The 21,606-nt window shown below is 66.4% G+C and carries 18 protein-coding genes and 1 pseudogene; 9 read left to right on the top strand and 10 right to left on the bottom strand.

The window, feature by feature from the left end; translation table 11 throughout:
- The first annotated feature begins 502 nt into the window (after positions 1-502).
- The gene (locus ACWDYF_RS13520) at positions 503-2,752 is read left to right on the top strand and encodes an AbiJ-related protein (RefSeq protein ID WP_389463007.1); all 2,250 of its coding nucleotides are present in this window, start codon (positions 503-505) and stop codon (positions 2,750-2,752) included.
- Here the strand turns inward: ACWDYF_RS13520 and ACWDYF_RS13515 are convergent.
- Positions 2,749-5,229, bottom strand: a complete 2,481-nt coding sequence (locus ACWDYF_RS13515) for a helix-turn-helix domain-containing protein (RefSeq protein WP_389463005.1) — start codon at positions 5,227-5,229, stop codon at positions 2,749-2,751. The genes ACWDYF_RS13520 and ACWDYF_RS13515 overlap by 4 nt on opposite strands.
- Positions 5,230-5,500: 271 nt before the next feature.
- Here ACWDYF_RS13515 and ACWDYF_RS13510 point away from each other — a divergent pair, with 271 nt between their 5' ends.
- Positions 5,501-5,767, top strand: a complete 267-nt coding sequence (locus tag ACWDYF_RS13510) for a hypothetical protein (RefSeq protein ID WP_389463003.1) — start codon at positions 5,501-5,503, stop codon at positions 5,765-5,767.
- A gap of 291 nt (positions 5,768-6,058) precedes the next feature.
- Here ACWDYF_RS13510 and ACWDYF_RS13505 read toward each other — a convergent pair whose 3' ends face one another.
- Entirely contained in the window at positions 6,059-6,217 is a 159-nt protein-coding gene (locus tag ACWDYF_RS13505; RefSeq protein WP_389463312.1) for a hypothetical protein, read from the bottom strand.
- A gap of 86 nt (positions 6,218-6,303) precedes the next feature.
- On the opposite strand from ACWDYF_RS13505, the gene ACWDYF_RS13500 reads away from it, so the two are divergent.
- The 7 genes and pseudogenes from ACWDYF_RS13500 (at position 6,304) to ACWDYF_RS13470 (ending at position 13,688) form a co-directional block, all read left to right on the top strand.
- Complete coding sequence (locus tag ACWDYF_RS13500) at positions 6,304-6,564, top strand: glycogen debranching N-terminal domain-containing protein (RefSeq protein ID WP_389463309.1); 261 nt, start codon at positions 6,304-6,306, stop codon at positions 6,562-6,564.
- Positions 6,565-7,427: 863 nt separating this feature from the next.
- Entirely contained in the window at positions 7,428-9,047 is a 1,620-nt protein-coding gene (locus tag ACWDYF_RS13495; protein WP_389463001.1) for a hypothetical protein, read from the top strand.
- Complete coding sequence (locus tag ACWDYF_RS13490; protein WP_389462999.1) at positions 9,044-9,448, top strand: hypothetical protein; 405 nt, start codon at positions 9,044-9,046, stop codon at positions 9,446-9,448. The genes ACWDYF_RS13495 and ACWDYF_RS13490 overlap by 4 nt, the downstream gene beginning before the upstream one ends.
- A gap of 414 nt (positions 9,449-9,862) precedes the next feature.
- Positions 9,863-11,104, top strand: a complete 1,242-nt coding sequence (locus ACWDYF_RS13485) for a phosphoribosyltransferase-like protein (RefSeq protein ID WP_389462998.1) — start codon at positions 9,863-9,865, stop codon at positions 11,102-11,104.
- Between the two features lie 180 nt (positions 11,105-11,284).
- A complete protein-coding gene (locus tag ACWDYF_RS13480; RefSeq protein WP_389462996.1) occupies positions 11,285-12,484 on the top strand; it encodes a reverse transcriptase family protein in 1,200 nt (399 codons plus the stop codon).
- A 90-nt stretch (positions 12,485-12,574) separates the two neighbouring features.
- Positions 12,575-12,766: pseudogene (locus ACWDYF_RS13475) on the top strand (IS5/IS1182 family transposase); the annotation flags it as partial.
- A 493-nt stretch (positions 12,767-13,259) separates the two neighbouring features.
- Positions 13,260-13,688 carry a hypothetical protein gene (locus ACWDYF_RS13470; RefSeq protein ID WP_389462995.1) on the top strand — a complete coding sequence of 143 codons (429 nt, stop codon included), beginning with the start codon at positions 13,260-13,262 and terminating at the stop codon, positions 13,686-13,688.
- Positions 13,689-13,693: 5 nt separating this feature from the next.
- Here the strand turns inward: ACWDYF_RS13470 and ACWDYF_RS13465 are convergent, their stop codons facing one another.
- From ACWDYF_RS13465 to ACWDYF_RS13430, 8 genes are all read right to left on the bottom strand, one after another.
- Complete coding sequence (locus tag ACWDYF_RS13465; protein ID WP_389462994.1) at positions 13,694-14,296, bottom strand: hypothetical protein; 603 nt, start codon at positions 14,294-14,296, stop codon at positions 13,694-13,696.
- A gap of 951 nt (positions 14,297-15,247) precedes the next feature.
- Complete coding sequence (locus ACWDYF_RS13460) at positions 15,248-16,291, bottom strand: serine hydrolase domain-containing protein (RefSeq protein ID WP_389462993.1); 1,044 nt, start codon at positions 16,289-16,291, stop codon at positions 15,248-15,250.
- A 111-nt stretch (positions 16,292-16,402) separates the two neighbouring features.
- Positions 16,403-17,524: a glycosyltransferase family 4 protein gene (locus ACWDYF_RS13455; protein ID WP_389462992.1), complete on the bottom strand. Its 1,122-nt coding sequence runs from the start codon at positions 17,522-17,524 to the stop codon at positions 16,403-16,405.
- Positions 17,521-18,057: a dCTP deaminase gene (locus ACWDYF_RS13450; RefSeq protein ID WP_389462991.1), complete on the bottom strand. Its 537-nt coding sequence runs from the start codon at positions 18,055-18,057 to the stop codon at positions 17,521-17,523. Before ACWDYF_RS13450 ends, ACWDYF_RS13455 begins: the two co-directional genes overlap by 4 nt.
- Positions 18,054-18,593, bottom strand: a complete 540-nt coding sequence (gene dcd / locus ACWDYF_RS13445) for a dCTP deaminase (RefSeq protein WP_389462990.1) — start codon at positions 18,591-18,593, stop codon at positions 18,054-18,056. Before dcd ends, ACWDYF_RS13450 begins: the two co-directional genes overlap by 4 nt.
- The gene (locus ACWDYF_RS13440) at positions 18,590-19,825 is read right to left on the bottom strand and encodes a metallophosphoesterase (RefSeq protein WP_389462989.1); all 1,236 of its coding nucleotides are present in this window, start codon (positions 19,823-19,825) and stop codon (positions 18,590-18,592) included. The genes dcd and ACWDYF_RS13440 overlap by 4 nt, the downstream gene beginning before the upstream one ends.
- Entirely contained in the window at positions 19,822-21,102 is a 1,281-nt protein-coding gene (locus tag ACWDYF_RS13435) for a UDP-N-acetylglucosamine 1-carboxyvinyltransferase (protein WP_389463306.1), read from the bottom strand. The genes ACWDYF_RS13440 and ACWDYF_RS13435 overlap by 4 nt, the downstream gene beginning before the upstream one ends.
- A gap of 39 nt (positions 21,103-21,141) precedes the next feature.
- Positions 21,142-21,573: an ATP-binding protein gene (locus ACWDYF_RS13430; protein WP_389462988.1), complete on the bottom strand. Its 432-nt coding sequence runs from the start codon at positions 21,571-21,573 to the stop codon at positions 21,142-21,144.
- Positions 21,574-21,606: the final 33 nt, after the last annotated feature.

Below are 21,606 nucleotides of genomic sequence, written 5' to 3'. Positions count from 1 at the left end.
ACAGCGAGGTGCGCGAATGGCCTGGATCAGGCAGATGGCCGCCCAGATGACGTCGTTCAGGCCGCTCTCCCTGGGCTTGTCGCGCAACGCCCAGCTACCGGCCTCGGTGGAATGCAGCAGGTGATGACAGAGAACGCCGTGTAGCTGCCGCCCGTGATGAACACCACCCAAGCCCGGGTGCCGGCCCACCACTGGGACGGGTCGAGCAACTGCTCCCCGTTCTGCGAGGAACGCCGGATCCGCACGCACGGCAGGCTTTTGAAGCACATGGTCAACTCCCGTGTTGTGCTACGTGTCCGCGGGTGTCCTCGCACGAGCACATGGGTTGGAGACGAACTCTCGCAGTCCTGCCTCGGGAAGGTCACTAAGCTAGCTGTCCTTCCGCGTTGAGTGGAGGTCCTGTCGGAGGGGGAGGACGCTGGCCCGCCGCGCTGGTGCTGCCAGGCACTGCTGCCGTAGACGCAGGCCGTGTCCGACTGTGTGCGTGAGGGGGCAACAGACCATGGATCGTGGACAGGAGCAGCTCGGGGAGCGGGTCTTGGCGCAGGCCGCAGCGATCTTCTCTGCTCGTTCGGATGTCGGCGCGACGGAGTTGCTCCGCGCGGTTGAGAAGCTGGATTTCGAGCAGACAGAGGACGGGTACAGGACGTCCACCAACTGGCACGACTACTACTGGGCCGCCGTCTTCTACATCGACGCCGTGGATATCCCCAGCTTCGACGACGAGGTCCTGGACCACCTATTGCCGACGATCGCCGAAGTAGCCGGTCAAAACGGCCGTCCAGATGTCGACCGGATTCTGGTCAAGCCGGCACTCCGCGACCCAGACGTGAACTGGCGGCAGGCATTGGAGGCGGGGCAGTCGCCGGCACTCCTCCGGCCGGACGACGTGCGCACCGGCGAGGGTAAACAGGCCCGCATCACCGAAGTCACCCGCATGCGGCTCTTCGACACCCTTCGACTTCAGAACGTCGACTGGTCCGGCAGGCTGGAAGAGTCAGACTTCCTCAGGCGCATCTTCGACCTGGATGCGTTCGCAAGCTACGACTCTCGCTTCACAACCGCCGAGGGCGACATCTACCAGCACCGCGTCAACAACTATGACTGGGAAGACGACTGGGTCTTCACCGATGATCGGTTCGGATTGAGTCGCGGCCCGGACGCCGTCCTCCTGCGTTTCCTCGCCGAAATGCTCCACCCTGTCGTGCGCACTGACACAGAAGAGCTGCGACAGCTGATGGAGCTCTTCAACACCTTGCTAGCCCGAGACGGTTATGCACTCGTACCCGTCGACTCCATCAGCGGCTACACCATCTACGGCGGGCGCCGCATTCCAGTACAGGCCCGCCCCATGATTCCAGGCCCTTCCCCGCTGGCACCCCACCGCGCATCTGCGGCCAAGGACGGTGCTGTGAACCCGTACGACCTGGTGCGCGCTCAAGCCCGCGGTGACCGGAAGGACTACCGCCTTGATCGACTCCCCATGGAGGAGGGCGGACAGGCCCAGGTCTTCCGGGCCGTTCACAAGCCGACCGAGGCCGAGGTCGCCTTCAAGCGCCGCAGTTCGCAACGGGACACGCCAGCCGCACGGATGCGACGAGAGATCGAGATCTCTCAACTGCTGGGCCGACACCCCCACTACATGCCCATCCTCGACTCCGACCCGGAAGACGGCTGGCTCGTCATGCCGATGGCACAGGCGACCGCTGAGGACCGACGCGACGACCTCAAGGACCCTGCACAGCTGCGCGCCCTGGTCGAGGCGCTGATGGACGTACTAGAACTCGCTCACGCACACGACTGGCTACACCGCGATGTCAAACCCTCCAACATCCTGCTGCTGGACAGCCGATGGACCCTTGGGGACTGGGGAATCGTCCGCCGGCCGAGAGGCCAGACCACCAAGGCCGGGCGGACTCGTTTCGAGATCGGAACGGAGGGTTTCGCGGCGCCTGAACTCTTCATCGACGCACACGAAGCTACGCCGGCCGCCGACATCTACGGCATCGGGCGCGTCATTGCGTGGGCACTGACAGGCAAGTATCCGCAGATGAATGTGCCGCTCCTGCCTGACCCAGGCCCGTGGAGGAACGTCACTCGCATTGCTGCCCATCCCGACCCCGAACAGCGGTCGCAGAGCATCCAGGACCTCCGCGACCTGATCAACCGCGAGCTCACTGAACCAGCGGAACCTCCGACCGAACAAGCGAAGCGGCTATGGGAGCGGACGCGTGCCGGTGATCCGGCAGCCGTGGCTTCCCTGCTCGAACTGATCGCAGACCACCCTGAAAACTACGAGCTGTACGTCCGCACCCTGACGGGGCTCCCTGCCGAAGAGGCGGGCCCCTGGCTGTCCCGTAACCCCCAGGGGAGCGAACGCATCTTCAAGGCTCTGGCCGACCATGCCGTTGGCCGAGGAACAGGGCGTGTCCAGTTCGCCGAGGCTGCCCGCGCCGCTGTTTGGCTTCACACCATTGCGAACTTCGCTGCAGCCAAGGACGACTGGGACCTTCTCGACGAGTCCGCCCGCACGATGTGCACCTGGGACGCTGCGTGGGACCAGTGGAGCGCCCAGGACCGAATCGCACCCTGGCTTCGCTCTTTGTCGGGCCAGGCAGCGCAACTCGTAGCCGCAGTGCTGCGTGATCACCCGCGCTCTGCGCGGCACTTCTCCGGCTTGGCGCAGGACAGAACCGTGGATCTTCGGATCCGCGAGGCCATTCGTGCGGCCGTGGGAAACCGACCGTCTTAGTCCTGCTCGTCGGAGAACCGGCGGGGGATGGTGATCCCGCCGTCCGGGTCCAGTCCGTGAGGCCATCGGGCGGGGAAATCGAAAAGCCAGGCGTGGCCGGCATCAGCGGCCTTCCGGGCAACTCGCTCGGCGCCGTCGCTGTCTCCTGCCTCCTCGTGCATCTGCGCGAGGAGGAACAGGGCGGAGGGATCTCCCGCGTCGGCGGCTTGCCCGTACAGCGCCTTGGCGCCTTCGCGATCACCTTCCTGTTCCAGCCTCTGCGCGTCAGTGAGGGGGAGGAACCCTTCCAGGTCTGCAGCTTTACGGGCGAGGCGTTCTAGGCTTTTGCTGTCTCCTGCGTGCTCATACTTCTGAGCCATGCGGAACAAGGCGAGTGGGTCGCCAGCGTCAACGGCCTGCTCATACAGCGCCTCGGCACCCTGAAGATCGCCTGACTGTTCCGTGACTACCGCCCGCCGGTAGAGGTCAGAGGTGGCTCCCACGTCACCACCCAAGTCGACGGCGCGACGCAGGAGACCATTGGCCCACTCCAGCCGGGCCCCCCTGAAAGCAGCCTCGGACAGGGCGAACAGGTCGGGGGGAGCCAGGTAGTCGTACGCGGCGTGCCAGAAGGAAGCGGGCGGGAAGAGGGATCTCCGTGTCATTTTGCCGACCTGTACGAGGTACTCAGCCACCTGGAACGCCCCATCAGGTGCGCGTTCCTGGGCGGCTGTCCCCACTTGTTCCTCGACCCTGGGGCCGGCAGGCGTGCGTACCTTGGTCATTGGGGCCATGTGTCCATGGACGGCCCTGGTGACTTCTTCGAACGCGCCGGTGGTCCAGTCGTTGGGGAGCGTGTCGAACTCGGCGTCGGAGAGGTAGTCCACTGCGGCGTCGGCAAGGAACGCGGCGGGCAGAGCGGCTCCCGCGCCGCATCGGCGGGCATCCATCGCGGCATGCAGGACGGCCCGGGCCGCTGGTGTAGCGGCGTGATAGCGGGTCACAAGTGCGGGCGCGCCCGCAAGGAATTGAGTGACGCGACCGTCGACGCTGTAGGCGAGCGCTTCGGCGAGGCGCGCATCGCCCTGCTGTGCCAGGCCGTTCGCCGACTCGAGCGCCCTGTCGTCGAAGCCGTCCGGGATATGGATGAGCCGTCCGGCAAGCAGTGCCCGGACCTGGGCATGCGGGTCGGGCACGCCGGCAGCAGGCGGGTCGGTGAACCGGCTCGCATACTCGGGCCACAACGTGCCCATGACCAGGACGGGGCCTCGGTCAGGCCGTGCGAGCAGATCCCGCAGCGCAGCCGCGATTCGCTCACCATGGCGCGGGTGGCCGAGATAGTGCTGGCTCTCATTGAGCCAGACCACCGTGCGCGGGGCTACATCCCTCATACTCTCCAGCGCTTCCTCGGCACGGGTGGGGTCGAACGGATGCCACAGCTTCCAGCCCCCCGATGCAAGCGACTTGACCGCTTCCCAGCACGCCCGCGTCTTGCCTGACGAGGAAGTCCCCACCAAAACCACCATCCGGCTACTGCCCGCGCCAGCTGCCGCAACCTCGTTGAGCAGGAGCCGATCGGGCTCGCGCACAACGTAGGCCGGCAGCACTTGCCCGGTGCGGTGACCCGACGGCTCGACGGCCGGGTGGACTTCCAGATCGAACGGGTTCCATTCGCTGATCGGCTTCAGAGTGCTGCGGCCGGTGCTTGCCGCAATGGCCCGGCCATGGGGCGGCAGTTCCGGGACGGTGAGGGACGCTGTCAGGGCGGCCATCGACTGCGAGAGGGTACTGAGCGTGGCCTCGGGCAGGGGCGCGTCCGGGGCCTGTGCGCTGAGCGATAGGGACCGACGGATCACGGCCTGGAGCAACTCCACGACCACGGCCTCATGCGTGGCTGTCCGGGGTGTGACGGAGTCGGCCGCGTCGGCTCGGGAGGCTGCGAGGGCGGCGTTGAGCACGCCCTCGGCCGCCGCCTTGCGTTCTGTCTCTGGCAGCGAGTCGATGAGCACCTTCGCCACCTGCAGGGCATGCGGCAGCGCGCGGTCCGGGTGCCGAAGCGCCCGCTCGATACTGGACTTTGACAAGGGGGTGGCGTCCAGCTCGAGGCGCTGTGAGATCTCGCGCAAGCTCAGGCCGGACTCCTCCTGCAAGGTCAGCAGATGGTCGAAAAGGGCACTCCGGTCGGAGTGCGGTCCCCCCTCTCCGAGAGCCTCAGCCTGCGCCCGTTGAGCACGAAGCTCTAGCCCTCTGGTCTCCTCCTCGCTCAGACGGAGGGCCTGGGCGAGGAAGGGCAGGTCCGAACTTTTGATCAGGCGCACGCCATTGAATACACGGGACAACGACGAAGGGCTCCAATGGGCAGCCTCGGCGAGCTCACGCAGGCTTAGGCCGGACCGTGCGTGCAGGCGTCGCACTTCGGCGGCGAAGGCGCGACGGGCAGGCGGCAGATCGTAGGGCAGATCAGCCATCCGTCGTCCGACCCGACGAGTGCCGGTCATGCTTCGTCACCACCCCTCAGTGCATTGTTTCCATTGTCTCAGTAAATCTGGGACAGTGAGAACGGGGGATTCACATCCAGTCCCGTCCCCTCGTCGTGCCCGCAAGGCACCCCGCCTCAAGGGGGATTCTGTGTCCATCGCTGTCGCCGTGCTTCTAGGGTGCACCGCGCCGGCCACCCTGGTCTGCGCACACGTTGCTTTCCGCTTCGCCACCAACGATGGCGTCCCCCGTCCTAGCGCCTGGGGAGCATCCGGAGGCGCTGCCTTAGCCGTGATCACCGACGTATGCCTTGCCGGCCAAACCCTGGACCTCCGAGACGGCCACTCCAGCCCCTCCCGCATCGCCATCACGGTCATCACGGCGGTCCTCGCGCTCTTCTTCGGATACGTCGCGTACGAGGTCACTGGGCAAACCACCGTCCCGGCAGGGGCACCCCCGGCTCCCACCCCGAGCAAGACCAAGCGCCTTGCATACGCAGCAGCCACCTTCACCGGGACATTTGTCGCGCACGCGCTGATCGTTCCCCTGCTGATGTAACAGCACTCACAGAGCCGCTCGCCCCCTGCAGAGCCCCAGCACCCGTAGGCGGTCCTCACTGGTTCTCCTTCCATGCGCGGATTTCCAGGTAGACGATCTCGGCTTGGAGCTGGAGTCCTGCTCAGTCTTCTTGCCGCTGTCGAAACCCGACGAGCAGCCTGTGGCGGCCATCAGCGTCGCACAGGTGACGTGGCCGGGGCGGCCATAAGGTTGACCATGGCCGGGAGAGGGAGAGTCCGCTGGTCCCTGCTCGGCTCGGCTGCCGTGGTGACGGCTGGACTGAGGCTGCGGCTACTTGACTATGTCGGTCTCCGGCGCGTCGTCGCCAGGTGCGCAGACGCTGTCGCGCACGACCAGCGACGGCTCCAGCAGCAGGCGCTCCGGCGCCGCGTCGGGAGCGGCGATCCGCGCCAGCAGCAGTCGTACGCACTGCTGGCCAACCTCTTCCAGCGGCTACGCGCCCAGCCTGGTGATCTCGAGGGAGACGGCAGCTCAGCGGCAGCGCGGACGGCTTCTACCACGGCGACCGCAGGGCGCTGTCCCGACTGACCGTCACGGCCGAGGGCATCGCCCTGGCCTCGGTTCACAGCGGGCTGCGAGGCGCGGACCGCGCTGGCTTCCGGGCCATCTGGCGCGGGCTTGGGGAGGTGACACCCGGCCTGGCCGTCGCCCTGGACCGCCGCCGCAGCACGACCGATGGCTGGCTCGAAGAGGTCTTTGAGGTCACCAACGCGGGCGGCGCACACGTCCGCTTCCGGCTGACGGCGAGCGCCCGCATGGACCTCGCCACCATGTAGCAGGTCAAGTCGGGGCAGGTGGCCGAGGAGACGCCACCCGAAGTCGACGACGGCAACGCCGTCGCACTGGCCTGGTCCGCGGACGACTTCACAGTACACCTGGCGGCCGAGCCCGCGCCGGACGCGCTACAGGTGCCGACCGGGGAGCTGTCGTACGACAGCGACATCAAGCCCGATACGTCGGGGAGCCCGACGCTGACCTGTAGGGCGGCGTACACGGACGGCGACCAGTTCCCGGCTCCGCCCCGGACCAACTGCCCTGGCCCGCTGCCACACTGCGCAGCGCGGACCGCCGCTGGCCGTGACCGCTGCCTGACCGCGCCGAGACACGCCGTGGCCCGTCCCGTATTGCCAGGTACCGGACGCCCTGTCACTAGTGCAGCGGTTGGTGATGGTAGGGCGCTGACCTGGGGTTTCGCGGGGAAATGTGCGTTGACCTGGGAAGACTCCTCTCGGTAGTTCTCACAGGTCAACGCCGTTTCCCGGGCTCATGTGCCGAGGATGTGCCCTGGGACCTTTCGTCAGGCGGCGCATTGTCCAGTGGGTCGCAGGCGTAGCCTCTTCGGCTTCCCCGTAGCGGTGAGATTCGGCCAAAGAGCCCAGGCTTCCCTCTGGTTGGGTACATTGTCGTGTTTGTGCTCTAGCGCTTTGCCCGCCGTGCAGTGAGGATGCCCGCCGTACTGAGAACCGGGGGGCGGTTAATGGGGTTCGGGTGGGGATCGCGTGACTGGGAGCGGGCCGGAGAAGAGCTGTCCGACGGGCCCGAAGTGCCGGTCCAGACCGGTCCTCCGACGGTCGGGGACAGACGGTCCGATGCAGGGGACCCGACTTCTTCGGAAGTGACTGGGTTGCTGTGCCAGGCCGTGTACACCCGTCCTGACCGCATCGGGGCTGTCAAAGCATGGTGGCGCAAGGTACGCGGCAAGGGTGGCAAGGCCGACAAGCCGCGGCGCAGTACGCGTCGGCGGATCTATCTGGAGGGGAGTGACAACTGCCCTCCCCTGGGCGAGCCGATGGCGCGCTGGGTGATGGATCACGTTCTGCATGGGCCGCCGCTGGCTGTCCCTTCATACGGATTCGACCTGGTGCCGGTCGTGGCGCACAGCCTGCGCGCACGAAGGCGCTGGTGGGTGAGAAGGCTTGGCGTGCTGCTGGTGGCTGCGGCCCTGGCATACCTGACACCACGAGCCGGCGTGGTGTGGGTCGTTGCAGTCCTCGTGGCCTTGTTGATGCGGTGGGCTGCATTGCGGGCGCAGAGAAAGGCGAAGAAGTCACGGCTGGCGGTCTCTCCCCGGTCGGCGTATCTCGTGCTGTGCGTGCCGTGGGTGCTCGCGGTTGTGCCTTATGAGCCGACCGGCGCTGAAGTGGTGGACCTGCGGGTCGGCCTGGTCGTCCTGCCATTCGCTCTGCTGGTGGCGGCGGCGCTGGTGTATGCCGGTGACCGGTTCGTGGCTCGGGCCGCCCTGAGAGGAATCACCCGTGAGGGAGTGTCCTCGGACCGGTTGCCTTGGGTGGCTCCGAGAGGTGGGCGCCGGATGGCGAGGCTCGGCCGCGAGCAGACGTGGCTGGAGCTGCCGTACGACGATCCGGAGCGATTTGTCGGCGCCGGACGCGATGTCTGGGGCGCCGCGGACATCGGCATTCCGCTCGTACCCAAAGACCCTGAGGTGTCGGTCAAACAGTTCGGGGAGGAGGAACTGCTACGGCGGATGGGCACGGCCCTGAGAGATCTCGGACGTGGAGCGCGTGAGATCACCGAGCCGCTGCCCGGCCTGACCGCAACGAAGGTGCAGGGGCTTCCCGCTGCCTTGTGGCTGCAGCGCACCCGCGCATCGAAGCTGGAACTGCCGGACCTGCGCGGCCGGGGTCGCCGGTCGCCGTCGAGCGTCCCTGATCGGCTGTACCTGCGTGCCCAGTGCGTCAGCTGGGACGGGCAGGTCGTGGTGAGTGTCTTCGTGCACGCCGCGCTGGAGGCGGGAGAAGTGCGCCTGACAGTACGACCGCACGTGATGACGCCCCTGTACAACGAATTACGCGTGACCGCCGCTCCGGTTGCCAAGCGCGGAGTTCGCCTGCTCGGCTGGATCGCTGTACAGGCACTGCTGGACGCTATGTCGGGGCCGCTCGCGCTCTGGAGGTCCGTGTCCCGGCTCGCCAGCGAAGAGCAGGGCGAAGACGGTCGGGCGGAGGAGAAGGACCCGGTCAGCCTGCGCGACCGGTACTCCACCGAGGAGGTCACCGACATGCACCAGAGCGACGACGCCAAACGGCACGTCGTACTGATGCAGACCTGCATCTTCCGCACCGTCTCCGAGTACCTCGACGAACTGGGCGTCGACACGGCGCCGTACGAGCGTCAGGTGGCCGCGGTCATCACCAACATCCAGGTGTACGGCGACAACAACGCTCCCATTCAGAACGTCGCGGGCAGCGACATCCACGGCGTGGGCCAGAGCAACGGATCTTCAGGAGGGAAACGATGACCGTGGGACGTGGCCGTCGCGAGGAGGAACTGCCGGGGCGCGGCTCGGGCATCCACGTGGGCGGCAACAACAATGCCCCCATCCAGAACGTCGCGGGTCAGAACATCTCCCATGTGCACCAGCACGCGTCCGTCCAGGGAGCCGTCGACATTGAGGCCGTACGGGGGCTCCTCACATCCTTTCGGGCTGAAATCGACCGTAACGAGGGAGCCCTGGACCACGCGGCGGCGCTGAGGGCGATGACCAACACCGTCGATGCGTCCTTGTCTGCTCCCGACCCCCAGGCCCGGGCCGGCGCGCTCCGGGGAGTCGTCCAGGCCCTGCCCGCTCTGGTGGCGGGAACAGTGGTCGAGCAAGGCGGTGAAGCACTCGTCCACGCCATTGCTGGCTGGTTGAGCTGAGGCGCAGCGGCCCGTGACGTCCTGATGTCGGCGAACCGCCCTGCCGACGCAGGTTGCTGGCGCGGCAGGGCAACCGGAAAGCCCCTCCTGTCCTGGCGCGACGGGGTTTCGACGCCGTCGCACCGGAGGCGATATAACCGAGATCGGCACCGGTAAGGGCAAGCTCTACATCGCGTCCGGCCACGACGCGTTCGCCGGTCGGGCACCTGGATACGCCATAGGCCCGACGCGAAACCGCCGTCGTCAGCGTTGCACTGCGGGCGATCACCAGCTGGCACTCCGACCGCGGCTCGGAATGCGGCAGGTGCCATAGGGCCGTCGGCGGGCGCCCGCCCGTCATGCTCGGGGGAGGGCGTGCCAAACACGTTGGAGATTAGGGGATGACGGAGCGTTCCGATTCTCTAAACTGTCCATATGGACCGTCCAAGCGATACGACCCAGGGGTCGACCTGGCTCGGAAATTTTCTCCCCGAAGAAAAAGCTCTAGCAAAACTCCTGCTAGATAGCTTGCAAATCTGCTTTGACAGTACGTTGCGCGCGAAACTTGCCAGTCTTTTGAAAGACGTTGTAGACGGCCTCACAACTCCGATTGCGATCGTTCCTGTGAGGGAGCTCGGTTCACCGACGCCCTCGAATTCAGATGAAGAGAGCATTGGACCCGAGGAGGCCATATTTCCCCCTCTCGATCAACCGTTCCAGCCGCTTGCCGGGAGTGAGGGGCTAGTGGGCAATGTAATCCGTGAATCGCTAGGAGCTTACCCGGACAGAACTCGTTTGAGTTATCCGGAATCAATTGACGATATGAGAAATGTCCGAACCCGGAGCATCTTGCTCGTGGAGGACTATTGCGGAACCGGCGACAGGATGCAAGGGTATGTTGACCATTGGATGCGCAACAAGACCATACGCAGTTGGCACTCGTACGGCTTCATTCGATTTCATGTGGCTTCATACGCTATATCTTCGCGAGCACTGAAAAAACTGAAGCGCAACCCAAAGATTGAATCAGTTCGCTATTCCACCATGGCGGCGGACTTCGCCTCAGCAAAATGGACGCCGGCGGAGGCTGCTGGCATCCGAGACATCTGTCGAAAGTACTCTAAGATGTCCAATATGACGCTCGGATTTAAGGAATCCGAGGCTCTCTTTGTCATGCAGCACACCGTTCCGAACAATACACCTTGTATTCTCTGGCAGAATAGGGCCAAGGGGGTGAAGGATTGGGTACCCCTGTTCGCGGATCGGCGAATGAGTCCAAATATGCAGGAAACATGGAGTGACTACGTTCTCGAACAGAGTTCGGCGCAGAGGGAATTGGACTTGCGACAACTGGCGAGTCGCGGTGAGCTGGCTGCGGCCGCGTCGGGTGATGCTGCACTGGTTGTGATCGAAATGTTGCAGGCCGCCGAACAAGGTATTCGTGCTGAAGTACGGTTGGCACGCTATCTCGGCATGACCGAGTCCCGGGCCGCCGAACTGAAAGCACTGTGCATTCGGATGGGACTGCTTGATATGGCCGGACGCCTCACGGACGCTGGCAGGAGTGGGCTCAAGGAAGCGCAACCAGAACCTCTGGAGCCTGGGAGGTCAAGTCGCTTGAAGGGCAGCGACCTGCCCTACTATCCTGAGTCCCTGAGGGGGGTCCGTGACGTCTAGCGTCTGTCGACGCCGTTGGTGTCGACACCGCCGGGTTGGACCCGGGGCTTATGCAGGCGGCGGGATACCCGCAAGCCTGGACCAAACCTGCGCTTCGCCTCCTGCCGTGAACCGCGCTGCTCCGGCGATGTCTTGGGCGCGGTTCACGACACGACTGGCGTCGCGGAGGCTCAAAGGTAGATGATCACTGGCTCCCCTCACCTCTATCGATCTCGGGGCATCAAGAGCAATGTGGCCGCGAGCGTCATCGATAACGCTATCGCAGCAGCCGAAAAAGTAGAGCAAAACGGGCTCGCCGCCGTCCTGACGCTAAATCACTTGGCGCATTCAACAGGGGCAAGTTACGGGTACCTTCGCCAGATTGTTACGCGCGAAAGAGACCCGTACACTGACATTGTCATCACTCGACGTAATGGTCGAAAAATGCGCACAGTCTCTTCCCCTGAGCCATCTTTGTTGCAGGTGCAGCAATGGATTTTGAGACGCATAGCGGAAAGGATCCCGACCCACTCATCCAGTTATGCCTATTCTCCTGGACGATCTGTTAAGCAGTGCGCCAGTCGTCACATCGGCGCAAAATGGCTCGTCAAGCTGGACATCAGGGATTTTTTTGAGTCCATAAACGAGATGCCGGTGTATAAGGTATTCCGGCGTGTCGGATATGAACCCTTGCCAGCACTCGAACTTGCAAGAGTGTGTACTAGGTATGCCGACCATGATCCACGGCCGCATCCTGACAGGATTCTCGTAAGGACGAAAGAATACTCCTCTATCCAGGTTTACCGTAAGCCGCTCCTCGGGTTCCTTCCTCAAGGTGCGCCCACTAGTGGAGCGCTCGCAAACCAGGTAGCTGTGCCCCTGGACAAGCGCTTGAGCGCGATAGCCGATTCGCACGGCCTCGTTTATACGCGGTACGCCGACGACATGACCTTTTCCTCAGGTGGCCCCTTTGCGAGGAGCGCCGCTCTTGCGCTCATTAATCAGGCATCAGAGGCTATTCGGCAACACGGATTTGTCGTACATGACCAGAAAACGCGCATAGTAACTCCGGGTGCACGGAAGGTGGTTCTCGGGCTACTCGTTGACGGCGATAGGATTCGACTTACAAAGAAAATGCGCCAACGCATTTCTCTTCACGTGCGAGGCGTAGAGACCTTCGGATTTGCCGATCACGCAAAGCATGTGAAATTTAGTTCCGTCGATGGTCTAATTCTTCACGTCTCGGGCCTCATTTCCTACGCATCGGATGTCGAGCCGACGTGGGCTGAAGAATTCAAGCGGCGATGGAGGAACGTTGTGGCAGAGAAACTAGATGTCGAGTTGCCTTCGTTTAATCGGCATGCATGTGGGAAGAGTCAGCCTTTTCAACATGGCCACTGATCGGGTGATGACGCTGGCGTCCGCACAGACAGATAGCTCCTGTGCCGTTGAGGGAGGTGTTCGCGGTCTCAACTCATCGGCGCAGGAGCCCTGTTAGTTCCCTATCCTGCCGCGCTCGACCTGCCGCATGCCCTGGTCGAGTGGGTCACCCTGCTCATCATCACCCGTGAGGGTGACCGCCGCTGCAAGTTCCCGCCGCACCAGCGTGCGCTGGTCGGCTCTGGGTGCCTCCGCCGACATGACACCCTTGCCCAGCTCGCGGTCGGCTTCGGTATTGCCGTGTACATGGGACGGTTCCCCCTTTGGGTCGTTTCGCACGCCGGAACTGATCGACCGTGCCGACCATAGCGCAGCAGGGTGATGGGAATTCTGCAAAACGGCCAACGGTGTTCTTCGCCTCAGTTCTGGCAGTTGAAGCCTGTGGGGAAGGGCGGGGATCGAGGAGCGCACCTGGAGTTCGGCGAGGCCGTCGATCAGCTCAGGGAGACGGCCGCAGCCGTACGTGTCGTCGGCGAAGTCCTTGCACACGTTGACGGCCGAGGAGTGGCGTGAAGAAGGCAAGGCGTACTGGGAGAGCCGTCAGCCTGCCCCGTTCCGGCCGGTGTCATCGGCGAGTTGACCGCCCGGTGCTCCGATGCCGACGAGGCGTCGGGGTGCCGGTGCGGAAGCTTTGGGACGTCGTAGAGGCGTAGATGTTCCAGCTCGGCATGCGCAACCCTCAGACGTGCGCCTCGTACAAACGCTGAGAGGCGGTGACGTCCCGTATGGTGCGGCAGTGCTTCTCCACCACTTCACCGACGCCGAGCACTGGCCGGAGATCCTCGCCGCGGGGGCGATACGGGCCAGCTGGCAGCGCGGGGCGAGTCCGCTGACGGTCCACCTGTCTCGGGACGGCGACCCGGAATCGCTTCCGTGGGCGCTACGGGACCGGCGGATTCGCATCCTGGTGCGAGTACCGGACGCTGAGGCGCACCCGTGGCAGGAGTGGGCGCAGCACCACCTCGAGCCCGAAGAATTGTGGTCGCTGGCGGCGTCGAGCAGCGCGGCCGCGGGCGGCCTGCCGAACCAGTGGAACGGAAAGCCCGAGGAGTGGTTCGTCCTCGAGCGGCCCGTGCCGATGGCCGAGTGGGAGAAGGCCATCGACCTCGACACCCGCTCGAGCCTGTGGGTTGTGGGCCGTGACAAGGGTGGCGTCGAGCGGTAGTTGCCCTACTTGGTCAGCGGGCGGCGAGCCGGACGGCCTTTGAAGGCCCGCGCGGCGGCGCTGAGCTGTCCCACGGCCTCGTCGACCGCTCGATCCGCTTCGGCGCGGCCGCGGGACTTCGGCCCCTCCCCGTAGGCGGCGACCAGCTTGCCCAGCGCGTCGGTGACCGCGGTGGACGCTTCGCGCAGCTCGGCATCGTCGAGCATGGCAACCTGCGCTGCGGCGGCCGCCATCCGCGACAGGGGGCCGGTTACGAGCGCCTCTTCCGCGGCGTCGGATGCTCGCCGCCACGCCATTGCCGAGCCGAGCCCGTCGGCCGCCCCGTGGAAGATGCGATCGTCCCTGTACCCAGCAAGGAGCTGAGCGACCGACCGCCCCAACGTGACCGTGATCGACGACTTGTCCCGCCAACGGGCCTCCCAGACGGCCAACGCCGCCTTCGTGTCGAGAGCTGCTCTGAGCAAATCCTGCACTGCGGCACGGGCGTTGCTGGTAGCCATAGATCGGCGCGTCGCCCTGTCCTTGAGGTGGCTGGTCACGAGCCCGGCGATGTAGACGACGAGCGTCGCGGCACCGCCGATCACGGCGGCCCATATCTTCGAATCCACGGCCGATCACTTTGCCACGGGCGATGCGAGGACCACGGGCACCATGCCGTGGGTACGAGGTCCGCCTGTCCGGGCGACCCCTTCGCCGCGCAGGCCGGTCACCCTGCCGCCATCCTGCGCGCTGCTGGTCGGTCCAGTCTGCGCCGCCGTGCACGAGCAGCTGGGACGAGAGAAGCCAGGGGAGCGTGTGAACAAGTGCACGACCGCGAAGGGTGGTCCGTGTCGGGCACCGCTCATGGTCTGGTACGGCATCGGCCCGCACCCGGGTCTGCGTGCGCCACGCGGCCTCGGAGCAGAAGGCTGCCTCAACGGCCGCGCTCGACACTCCCGTGGATCTCGGCACCATTGACCCTGCCGCCGTGTTCCCCGGGGTGTCCATCATGACGTAGCGGGTGAGCTGCGACGCGACGACCGGCTGGGTGGCCAGGATCCGTGGCACGAACGAGCGGTACGCGTACGCGCGCAGTGACGAGCCTTGCCGTTGGGCACGAGGCCATGGGCTGGCCCCTGTCCGATGGTGCATCGCCCCCAGGCGTCGCTGAACGCGTCATCGGCGGGTTGGTTTTCGCCTACGGCAGCTTGGCCGCCGTGGCAACCTTCTGCGCCCGTCTCGCGCAGGTCTTTGAACTCTGGTCCGAGCAGCGCACTGTCACGGCAGCGCGGAGCCGCGGCCGATTGGTTGCGCGTCCGCCTGCCCTCATGGCTCGCGTCATGGCTGCGGCATCTGCGGCGGCAACTGGCGTGGCCGAGCTACTGGCCTCTCTCTACGGCTGGCGATCTTTCGGAGGCGAAGTCTCACGACGCGCCCACCTCGCCCGAAGGCAGCGGCAAATGCGAAGAGGGCCCGAGCCGCAGCGCAGAGGCCCACCACGTAGGCAACTTCTGGCCGAACCGTGGCCTCTCTCGGGGGCTGAAGCCTTCATCATGTCGGCAGGACTGCCACTGGTTGCTTCAGGCGAACGCAAGCGCACGGAAGGTGTTGCGGACGTCGGTCAGGGGCTGGCGGTCGCGGGTGTAGTAGAGCTTGTTGGTCAGGAGTACGGCCCAGCGCCCCTGGTGGGGTGAGATCCACATGCCGGTGCCGGTGAAGCCGTAGTGGACCCAGATGTTCTCAGCGGGGTGCGTGCCAGGGGCGGGGTGCCAGAACAGGCCGCGTACAGGTTCCAGGGTGCCGGTCTGGACCGTCAGTGACTGCCCGGTCCAGTCGGGGCCGAATCCGGCTCGTCCGTCGCTGGTTGAGGTGTCCAGCATGTAGCGCAGGAAGACGGCGAGGTCGTCGAGGACGGTGAAGGCACCGGCGATCCCGCACACTCCGCCCAGGAGGCGGGCGGAGAAGTCGTGGGCGACGCCCTTGAGGTGGGTGCCGGTGTCCTGGTCGAGTTCGGTCGGTGCGCACCGCGTGGTGATCTCGGCGGGCAGGGGCCCGAAGCGGGTGGAGTGCATGCCCAGCGGCTGCCAGGTCCGTTCCGTGGCGAGCTGGTCGAGGCGTCGTCCGGAGAGGTATTCGGCGAGGTATCCGAGGATGAGGGCGGCTCGGTCGGTGTACTCGACGGCTTCGCCGGGCGGACGGTACAGGGCCTCGTGGAGGACTCCGTCGCGGATGTCCTGGGGGTCGGTGCCGTAGAGGTTCTTGAGCTGGGCGCGGAGCGGTGCGCCGGCCGTGTGGGTCAGCAGGTGGCGGGCGGTCACGGCGCCGAGTGGGTGGCCGTCGACCTCGGACCAGAAGCCACCGAGCGGGGTGTCGAGGTCGAGCTTGCCTTCCTCCCACAGGGCTCCGACGGTTGACCACACGGCGAGGATCTTGGTGAGGCTGGCGGCGTCGAAGACGGTGTCGGGCTGCATCGGCACGTTCGGCTCGTTGGGGTCTAGGACCCCGGTGGCGCCGTGGGCGCGGGTGCCGGTGGCGTCACCGACTGCCCATACGGCGCCGGGGTAGACCTTGTCGCGGACGCCTTCGTTCAGGAGGGCTTCGATGCGGTCGGTGCTGTACGTCATGGTCTCCCTGTTCGCCGTGGCCAACCCGCCGGATCAGCGTAGTGACGCGGGCGGCACCAGTGGGGCAATGGCGTGTCGGACGTCGGCCGCGGGGGCTGGTCGGCGTGTGTCTCAGGTGAGCTGGCAGCCAAGGTCGGCCAGGGCCTGGACGGTAGTGGTGAGGGGGTAGCGGGCGGCATTCGTGTAGCCCGCCTGTCGCAGGGCGGGCAGCAGGCCGGGGGCGGTCCGTAGGCGGCCGAGGTCGCGGGCGAGTGCGGCGGAATGGGTGAAGTCGGTGGCCACTCCGGACGCGGCGACGACTTCGTTGAGGCCAGCCACGGGTTGGTACAGGACAGGCAGACCGCATGCTTGGGCCTCCAGCGCGACCAGGCCCATGGCTTCCAGGGTGGTGGACGGCATGACCAGGACGTCGTGCTCGGCGAAGGCTTTCCACAGCTGTGGACGGCGGAGCCAGCCGAGGTACCGGGCCCGCACTCCGATCCGCTGGAGGAGCGGGGCCAAGGCGTGGAACTGGGCTCTGGGGGCGGCGATGCTCAGCTCGACTCCTGGAATGGGCGCCAGGCCCGTGATCAGGTGCTCTGCGCCTTTCTCGGCGGTCAGCCTGCCTGCGTAGAGCAGTCGTAGGTGGCTGGTGGAGGTGCGGGCGGGCCGCGTCGGCGGATCGGTGAGCAGATGGTCGGGGATGCCCCATGGAATGCGGACGATCTTGCGGCGGTCGATCTGCGGGGTGAGCTTGAGAAGGCGGTCGGCCATCGCGCCGGTGGGGACGACGATCGCGTCGGCGGCCCTTACCGTCTCGCGCAGGACTTGGAGCTGGTCGCGGTGGGCCTCGGCGAAGATCAGGTCGGTGCCGTGGACCAAGGCGATTCTGGGGTGGGCCGGCAGTGCCCGGAGTAGGGCGGGCGTGGCGCCGAAGGTGAGGTGCTGCAGGTGCACTACCCCGATCTGGGCTGGATCGATCGCGGTCACCAGCGCCCGGCGCAGGGCTGCGACGTAGCGGCTGAAGGCGGCGCCCTCCAGACACTTGCCGGCGACCGTCAGCAGGTCGAGCCCGGCGGGGAGGTGGGGTTTGGGGCGGGTGGGGGCCAGCATGAAGGCCCGTGCAGGGATGAGGGGCTTGTCGCCGGTGTACAGGTCGAGGAAGAGTTCGACGCTGCCGCCGGGGCTTCCGGCTGGGAGGTCGAGGAAGGTGGCGGCCAGCGGTCCCGCGGCCGGGCGGACGAGGGGGCTCACAGCGCTCCTTGGGGGATCTCTTCGTACAGGCGGGAGATGTCGATGCCGTGCGTGGCGGCGTACTTGGCGCGCTGTTGCTGGTAGCTGGCCGGGGTGCCGAGGGTGGTGAGGAAGACGAGCTTGCCGAAGGTCATTCCCGGATAGACCCGGGCGGGCTTAGCGGCGCGGATCTCCAAGGTCCAGCGGATCGCGTGGCCCTGGTGGCCGAGTGGGGCGGAGACGTGGACCCAGATGCCGAGGGCGCCGATGGTGCGGTTGCCGTTGAGAAGTTGGGCATACGTTTCCGAGCCGGTTCTCTCCAGCGTGACGCCGAGGTAGAGCACGCCGGGCTGCAAGACCAATCCGGAGGCGGGGATGGCAAGTTCGGTGAAGGTGGTGGGGGCGGCGGCGTCCAGGTCTCCGTCGCAGATGCGGATCGTGTCGCCCAGCCGCCAGTCGTAGGCATTGGGGGACAGGCGTGCCGGGTCGTAGGGCGCGATGGTGATCTCGCCTGCGCTGATGGCGGCGGCAATGGCGGAGCCGGTGAGGATCACGAGGCGCCTGCCTGCACGTGTGCCGCATCCCGCCAGTAGCGGGATGGCTGGGGGCCGGCGGCGCCCTGGTACTTGCCTCGGTACAGGTCGATGTCCCCGGTGGAGACGAAGAACATGATCTGCCCGATCTTCATGCCCGCGTACACCCGCAGAGGGCGGATGGGGGAAAGCATCAAAGTCCACTGGCCGTGGAAGCCGATGTCACCGATAGGGGCGGTGATCTCGACGAATAACCCCAGCCGTCCGACCGAGGAGCGGCCGAAGAGCAGTGGGACGAAGAGGTCCGAGCCGACCTCCTCGACGGTGTGGCCGAGGTATAGCTCGCCGGGCTGGAGGACGCATCCGTCCGTGTCGATTCGGATCGTGTGCGTGGGATTGGCGCGGTGGGCGTCGATGACCTTGGTGGCGTACGTCAGCAGGGTGGCGCCCAGGCGGACGTTGTAGCTGTTGGGGTTGGTCTGCTTCGGGTCGAACGGGGTGATGCGAAGGCGTCCGTCGGCGACGGCCGTGTTGATCTCGGGCCCGGTGAGGATCATTGAGCGCCCCCTTGAAGAGTGTCGGCAGAGTCAGCGAACGGGGCCGCCAGGACGCTGCGCACCGCCTGGCCCAGACACAGTCCGGCTTGATGAGTGCGGCCGCCGAGATAGGTGTCGGCGATGTAGTCGGTGGTCAGCACGATGCGCGCTGTGGGCGGAAGGGGCGTGGGCGCGACTGCCAAGGGTCCGATGCGTTCGACGAGATGAGCGAGCAGCTTGGAGTGGTCCTCGGACTCATTGTCGGAGAGGAGGACGTGGACGAGCTGGTTGCCGAAGGGCTCGATGGCGAGCAGGTCGCCGAGGGTGAGGACATCGCCGAGCGGTACGGGGCGCAGAGCGGTCTCATTGAGGATGACCGCGTCCGCTCCGAGGCCGGTGTGCAGACGGGTGGCGATCTCGTCCAAGAGGAGGCGCCGGTCCAACAGGGTATTGAGATGCAGCCCGTTCACGATGCCGAGCTGGCTCCCCAGGGTACTGCCGACGAGAGCGATCTTCTCCTGCAGTACGGCGAGGTCCTCGGGGATCAGCGACGTGTCGGGGAAGGTGCCTACGCGGACGGCCCAGCCAGCCCCGACCGGCTCGGCGGTGGCGTACCCGACGCCGAGTTCGTGGCCCTTGACGACGAGGGTGTCACCGACGGGCACGGGGCCGTAGGTGTCGCTGTGGCAGTGCCCGGCGAAGATGATGTCCGCGAACGGGCAGGCAGCGGCCAGCTTCAGGTCCTCTTCGAAGCCCGAGTGGGACAGCACCATCCAGGCGTCGGCACGGTGGTGGTGCTCCAGCATCACCTCGCGTAGGGCCCGGGCCGGGTCGGTGACGTGGTGGCCCGTGCGCTGGTTGGCAGGGATCGCGTTGAAGGCTTGCAGGCCGATCACCGCGGTGACGGCAACTCGTCGGCCACCGATGTCCTCGATGCGCACGCGGTCGAAGAGCGGTCTGCCGCTGCCGTCGGCTGCGTTCGCGCACACGGTCATTTCGTGCAGCTGCGGTTCGAAGTAGTGCGGCCAGCCGTGGTTTCCGGGGGCGAGCAGGTCGTACAGGCTGGTGAGGACCTCGCGCTCGATCTGCCCTTGGCCGAAGCGGTAGAAGCCGGTGCCTTCGAAGAAGTCGCCGCAGTCCACGATCAGGCTCTCGGCCCTGGCGGCGTGGAGGTAGGCGAGCATCGATGTGGCCTGGGCGAAGGAGGAGTGGACATCGGTCGTGGCGGTGATCCGCTGAAGCTGCCGGGTCATGGCGTGACCTCGCAGATGTCGGCGCCCAGGGCGTGCAGTTTGGTGGGCAGGTCGGCGTGGCCGCGCCGGAGCTGTTCGAGGCCGCCGAGGGTGGTGACGCCGCTGGCTGTGAGGCCGGCGATGAGCAGGGCCGCGCCCGTGCGGATGTCGGTGGCCTCCACGCCGGCGCCGGTCAGCTGCTGCGGTCCGGTGAGGCGGCATTCGGTGGGCGAGAGCTCGTGGATCTCGGCACCGAGGCGGGCGAGTTGGGGGAGCAGGTTGCCGTGACGGCCGGGATTGATGGTGTCGGCGAACAGGTGAGTGCCGGGCAGTCCGAGGGCCAGAGCCATCAGCGATGGTTCGAAGTCGGCATCCAATCCGTCGAGGGAGAGGAAGGCGATGGCGCGCAGCGATCGCCCGGTCGGTTCGGCGTCGTGGGCCCGAATGATGAGAGCATCGCGCTCGACGTCGGCAGGCACTCCGAGCCAGTTCAAGGCGGAGACAAGGGGAGCGACGTCGTCGCCGCGCACGCCACAGATGCGTGCCTCCCCGCCGGTCGCCGCGACCGCACAGGCCAGGGTCCCGGCTTCGACCTTGTCGCCGGGCACCGACCAGACGGTCTCCGTCGGGACGGAAGTGGGTGGTGACAGCGTCAGGACCGACTCACTGACCCGGCACTCCCAGCCCGCTATGTGCAACGCCTCTACGACGCTGATCACTTCAGGCGAGAGATTGGGATGGCCAAGGCGCAGGGGCCGGTCTGCTACGACCGCGCGCAGGAGGGCAGCGACGCTCGCCCCACGAGAGCGGAATGGCAGCACCACGGACACGGTTCCGGTCCCACCAGTGGCTGCTTCCACGAGGTAGCCGCGTCCATCGACCGTTGTGCGGTCACCGAAGCGCTCGTAGACGTTGAAGTGCTGCTCCATCCCGCGTTCCCCGATCCGGCAGCCTCCCGGCCAGGGCAGCCGGGCTCGACCGGACGCGCCGAGCAGGGCCGGTACGAGGTAGTACGAGGCCCGGATGCGGGCGGCGACCTCGGGATCGGGGCCTGGCTGGGGCTTGTCGCTCGGCAGGATCACGATGATGTGCGGATCGCTGACCGGACGGGCCGTGTGCCAGCCGGCCTGTTGGAGCAGAGTGAGCATGGTCTCGACGTCCGTGTTCGACGGGACGTTGCTCAAACGCACCGGGCGGTGCAGGGCTGCGGCGGCGGCCAGCAGGGGCAGGGCCGCGTTCTTGGAGCCGTCGACGGTGATGGAGCCGGCGAGTGGGCTGCCGGGGCGCACGGCGACCACTTCTGCGGCGACGGGGGGAATGCGTACGGCTGTCAACGGTCAACTCCTCTGCAGGGGCAGGTGTGATGCGGTGGGTAGTGGGGTGCTGACCTTGAACTCGGCCCAGCAGCGTTTGCCGGGCGGCAGCGGATCGAAGCCGTGGCGGTCCGAGAGTGCTGCGACGAGGAACAGCCCGCGTCCGCCTTCCTCGTCCACATCCGACAGGCCGACCTGTGGGACGGCGGGGTTGGTGTCGTTCACCTCGATCCGCAGTCCCTTGTCGCTCAGGCAGGCGCCGGCTGTGATCGGGCCACCGTTTGCGTGCCGGACCGCGTTCGCGATGAGCTCTGCGGCCACCAGCTCTGCCGCGTCCAGGAGGTCGGGGCCGAGGAAGGCGCCGAAAGTCCGTATCCCGTCCGCGAGCTGCTGGCGCGCGGACGCTGCGGCAGCTGGCGTGCCGGAGACGGGAATCCGGATGTGATGCGCTTCCATGAGCGGCCTCCTGGTCGGTTCGGCCACACCACG

It is taken from the genome of Streptomyces sp. NPDC003284, assembly GCF_053589675.1.
Note: the sequence above shows the minus strand (reverse complement) of the source record. Positions and strands in the feature narration are given on the sequence as shown.

Bases quoted from the DNA above. Each gene is read 5' to 3' on its own strand.
- ACWDYF_RS13520 (WP_389463007.1), top strand. From the start codon at position 503: ATGGATCGTGGACAGGAGCAGCTCGGGGAGCGGGTCTTGGCGCAGGCC.
- ACWDYF_RS13515 (WP_389463005.1), bottom strand. From the start codon at position 5,229: ATGACCGGCACTCGTCGGGTCGGACGACGGATGGCTGATCTGCCCTAC.
- ACWDYF_RS13490 (WP_389462999.1), top strand. From the start codon at position 9,044: ATGACCGTGGGACGTGGCCGTCGCGAGGAGGAACTGCCGGGGCGCGGC.
- ACWDYF_RS13485 (WP_389462998.1), top strand. From the start codon at position 9,863: ATGGACCGTCCAAGCGATACGACCCAGGGGTCGACCTGGCTCGGAAAT.
- ACWDYF_RS13480 (WP_389462996.1), top strand. From the start codon at position 11,285: ATGATCACTGGCTCCCCTCACCTCTATCGATCTCGGGGCATCAAGAGC.
- ACWDYF_RS13460 (WP_389462993.1), bottom strand. From the start codon at position 16,291: ATGACGTACAGCACCGACCGCATCGAAGCCCTCCTGAACGAAGGCGTC.
- dcd (WP_389462990.1), bottom strand. From the start codon at position 18,593: ATGATCCTCACCGGGCCCGAGATCAACACGGCCGTCGCCGACGGACGC.
- ACWDYF_RS13440 (WP_389462989.1), bottom strand. From the start codon at position 19,825: ATGACCCGGCAGCTTCAGCGGATCACCGCCACGACCGATGTCCACTCC.
- ACWDYF_RS13430 (WP_389462988.1), bottom strand. From the start codon at position 21,573: ATGGAAGCGCATCACATCCGGATTCCCGTCTCCGGCACGCCAGCTGCC.